The organism is Peribacillus sp. P4_C12 (assembly GCF_056402095.1).
This window is the reverse complement of the sequence record NZ_JBFUIB010000344.1, coordinates 1-4,068: the sequence shown is the minus strand read 5'-3', so window position 1 is coordinate 4,068 and position 4,068 is coordinate 1. Positions and strand designations below refer to the sequence as shown.

The window sequence follows — 4,068 nt, the reverse complement described above, 5'->3', positions numbered from 1 at the left end:
AGAAAATGAGACAATCACTTCGCCAACTACCATTGTCTCATTTTCTTTTGCAAAAATTTCTATAATCTTTCCGGTAAAAGACGAAGGGATTTCCGCTGTGACTTTATCAGTCATCACTTCCGCAATTGAATCATATTTATTCACATGGTCTCCGGGCCTAACGAGCCACTTGCTGATTGTTCCTTCCGTAACACTTTCCCCTAGCTGAGGCATTTTCATTTGTTGTATTTTCAATTTTCATACCCTCCCTGCCAATAATTTAATAGGCTGCAAGATCCCGTATAGCTTTTTCTACTTTTTCAGGATTCACCATAAAAGATTTTTCCAATGGTGGAGAATATGGCATGGCTGGAACATCCGGACCGGCGAGTCTCATTATCGGTGCATCCAGATCAAAAAGACACTTTTCTGCAATTATGGCTGACACTTCACTAATAATGCTTCCTTCTTTATTATCTTCTGTAATTAATAGAACTTTTCCAGTTTTGCATGCTGCTTCAATAATGGCTTCTTGATCTAATGGATAAATGGTTCGTAAATCAAGAATATAAACAGATATCCCATCACTGGCCAATTTTTCAGCTGCCTGAAGCGCAAAATGAACACAAAGGCCGTAAGTAATCACGGTAACATCCTCACCGTAACGCTTCACATCTGCTTTGCCAATAGGTAATACATAATCATCAGTCGGTACTTCTTCTTTAATTAGGCGATAAGCACGTTTATGTTCAAAGAAAAGAACTGGGTCTTCATCGCGAATAGCTGCTTTCAATAATCCTTTCACGTCATATGGCGTGGATGGCATGACAATTTTTAGCCCTGGTTGATTGGCAAAAATAGCTTCTACGGATTGTGAATGATATAGCGCCCCATGGACTCCGCCGCCGTATGGAGCTCTAATGACTATTGGACATTGCCAGTCATTATTAGAGCGATAACGAATTTTTGCAGCCTCTGAAATAATTTGGTTGATTGCAGGCATGATAAAATCAGCAAATTGCATTTCTGCAATCGGCCTCATTCCATACATAGCTGCACCAATGCCAACACCTGCTATAGCCGATTCAGCAAGTGGAGTATCAATAACCCGTTGTTCTCCGAATTGTTCGTATAAACCTGTTGTTGCTTTAAAAACGCCACCTTTTTTCCCTACATCCTCCCCTAGTACAAATACACGCGAATCGCGTTCCATTTCTTCGCGTATAGCCATTATCACTGCATCTATATAAGAAATTACAGCCATCTTCTTTCCTCCTTACTTATCTGCATAAACGTAYTTCGAGAGCGTTTCTTCGTTTGCATATGGAGCGTTTTCTGCATAATCAGTCGCTTCGTTCACAACGTCCATTATCTCGTCATTAATTTGTTTCTCAAGTTGATCATCTAGGACCCCTGTTGCTTTTAAATAGGCACCAAATGTAATAATCGAATCTATTTTTTTTGCTTCTGCCACTTCATCAGGTGAGCGATACATACTGTCATCATCATCGCTTGAGTGGGGTGTTAACCTATATGAAACCGTTTCTATTAAACTTGGCCCATCGCCTCGTCTGCCTCTTTCGGCGGCTTCTTTTACCACCTTGTATACTTCAATCGGATCATTTCCGTCAACCGTTACACCTGGCATTCCATAACCAATGGCCCGATCCGATACTTTTTTACACGCTAACTGTTTTTCAATTGGAACGGAAATGGCATATTGATTATTCTCACACATCAAGATAACCGGGAGTTTATGAACGCCAGCAAAATTTGCTCCTTCATGGAAGTCACCTTGATTAGATGAACCTTCTCCAAAAGTAACAAATGAAACGATATCTTTCCCTTCCATTTTTGCAGCTAGTGCAATTCCAACCGCATGTGGTACTTGAGTTGTAACAGGCGATGAACCCGTCACGATGCGATTCTTTTTTTGCCCGAAATGACCAGGCATTTGACGCCCCCCTGAATTCGGGTCTTCTGCTTTTGCAAAACTGGATAACATTAAATCTTTAGCGGTCATCCCAAACGCAAGCACTACTCCAAGATCTCGATAGTAGGGAAGTACATAATCCTTTTCACGATTTAATGCAAACGCAGCCCCTACTTGAGCGGCTTCTTGTCCTTGACAAGAAACAACAAATGGAATTTTCCCTGATCGGTTTAACAACCACATCCGCTCATCTATACGTCTTGCTAATAACATCACTTTATACATCTCAAGCACTTTTTCATCACTGAGACCTACCTGTAGATGACGGTTTTCACCCATACGTCATCATCCCTCCTAATAATTAGTACATTTTTCTTTTAAAACCGAATGTTAGTCCTCATACTCGCACCCTTAAATACAAAACGGAGCGCTGTAACCTGAAACACAATACTTTCTCTTTAACTGATTTTGACTGTCTCGACAAAATTAAATTTGGTTATGTACCCACCAGGGATGAAAAGTTCCTATTATGTAATACATGCTTTCTATTTAACACCATTACATTCTCATTTACGTTATCATCTAGTATTATTACCTGGTACTAACTTTAGTAATATTATCCTAACACTTTCTATCTCACATTTTCAACTAATTCCACTTTGGTAATCAGATTATTTTCTTGTCTTTTTGAATTAAGAGCAAATCAAACAATCCACAAGGCATCGTTAAGAGCACTGCTTTATCACTATTCTTCCTTCCACTTTCATAACGCTTTCTAGGGTAGCAAACGGATTTTAGTCAAAAGAGAACTCTATATACTATAAAAAAACCACTCTAGTACGCAGTTTAATATTGTAAATCAATAAAGCACCCTAGCTCTATCAAATTCGAAGATTTCCTTATTTATCAATTTTTTTAGTCTGTATTCCAGAACTCAATTATTGAATTAGTTGTCCATATACCTAACCGAATAATCGAGTCGCATAGATAAACCCCTTACCTCCTTTGTTGAATAAGTTTAGTACTTGACTGAAGTTTAAAACTTGCTTTTTATGTTAGCACTAAGGGCAAGATACACACTGAAATGATGCAATTGTTTTTTGCTTGACTAAGCGGAAAAATAGATGTAAATTTAAATAATTCATTAAATGAACTGTTCGCTATGGAACAGTTCAAAATAGGAAGAATGGTGATGTTGAGTGGAGAGTGAAAATCAAGAATTAATGCGTTCAGTACAACTATTACGTTCATTTTCGAACGTGCAGAAAAATATCATGCGATTCGTTCAAAAAACAGCAGTAGAAAATGGATTAACAGTTCCCCAATATTCTATTTTGATGGCTATTATTCTTCACGAAGATATGACTCAAAAAAACGTTGGGGAGAAAACATTTCTTCCAAAAAGCACACTGAGCCAAGCTGTCGATGGTCTCGTTCGAGCTGGCATGCTCCATCGTGAGCATGTGGAGGGCAACCGGCGTGAAATCCAGTTGTCCATCACCGAAAAGGGAAAAAATTTGTTAAAAACGATTCATATGCATGAAGGTAGTATTCACCAAATCTTTCAAACGGTCATTGAATTGCTTACTGAAGAACAGTTTGAAGAGTTACTTGAAACGCATCTTCAAATTACAAACTATTTGGAAGCACAAGCAACAGAACAAGGAGAGTGTACAAAATGATAAAAATACTGAAAAATTTATCCGTATATAAGTGGATTATTTTAGCAGTTTTCGGTCTAGTCTTTGTTCAATCAATGTCGGACCTCTTTTTGCCTACACTAATGGCCGATATTATTGACAAAGGTGTCGTTCCTGGAGACACCTCCTACATTTGGAAAATTGGTGGTTTGATGTTGTTAGTTTCAGCTCTTGGCGCTTGTGCTTCCATTATCGCAAGCTACTATTCGTCAAAAGCAGCAATGGGAATGGGACGCGATGTCCGCCTGAAAGTCTTTAATCATGTTGAAAAATTTTCGTTACAAGAATTTGACGAAGTCGGTACCGCGTCACTAATTACACGGACGACCAATGATATAACACAAGTCCAGCAAGTGGTTATTATGATGCTTCGTATGGTTATCAGTGCACCTATTATGCTAGTCGGCGGAGTGATTATGGCCGTTTCGAAGGATGCCAAATTATCCCTTGTTATTG

The 4,068-nt window shown here is 38.8% G+C and carries 5 protein-coding genes; 2 read left to right on the top strand and 3 right to left on the bottom strand.

Annotation, left to right across the window (positions count from 1 at the left end):
* The 3 genes from AC1DUW_RS22510 to AC1DUW_RS22500 all read right to left on the bottom strand — a co-directional run.
* Nucleotides 1-234: biotin/lipoyl-containing protein (locus tag AC1DUW_RS22510; RefSeq protein WP_477643514.1), on the bottom strand; the 234-nt coding region annotated here is incomplete at its 3' end.
* Between the two features lie 25 nt (nt 235-259).
* A complete protein-coding gene (locus AC1DUW_RS22505) occupies nt 260-1,243 on the bottom strand; it encodes an alpha-ketoacid dehydrogenase subunit beta (protein ID WP_053345785.1) in 984 nt (327 codons plus the stop codon).
* Nucleotides 1,244-1,255: 12 nt separating this feature from the next.
* A complete protein-coding gene (locus tag AC1DUW_RS22500) occupies nt 1,256-2,251 on the bottom strand; it encodes a thiamine pyrophosphate-dependent dehydrogenase E1 component subunit alpha (RefSeq protein WP_053345784.1) in 996 nt (331 codons plus the stop codon).
* 860 nt (nt 2,252-3,111) lie between these two features.
* On the opposite strand from AC1DUW_RS22500, the gene AC1DUW_RS22495 reads away from it, so the two are divergent.
* Nucleotides 3,112-3,594, top strand: a complete 483-nt coding sequence (locus tag AC1DUW_RS22495) for a MarR family winged helix-turn-helix transcriptional regulator (RefSeq protein ID WP_053345783.1) — start codon at nt 3,112-3,114, stop codon at nt 3,592-3,594.
* Nucleotides 3,591-4,068: ABC transporter transmembrane domain-containing protein (locus AC1DUW_RS22490; protein ID WP_477643513.1), on the top strand; the 478-nt coding region annotated here is incomplete at its 3' end. The genes AC1DUW_RS22495 and AC1DUW_RS22490, both read left to right, overlap by 4 nt.

Excerpts from the sequence above, each read along its gene's own strand:
- AC1DUW_RS22505 (WP_053345785.1), bottom strand. The coding sequence starts at position 1,243 with ATGGCTGTAATTTCTTATATAGATGCAGTGATAATGGCTATACGCGAA.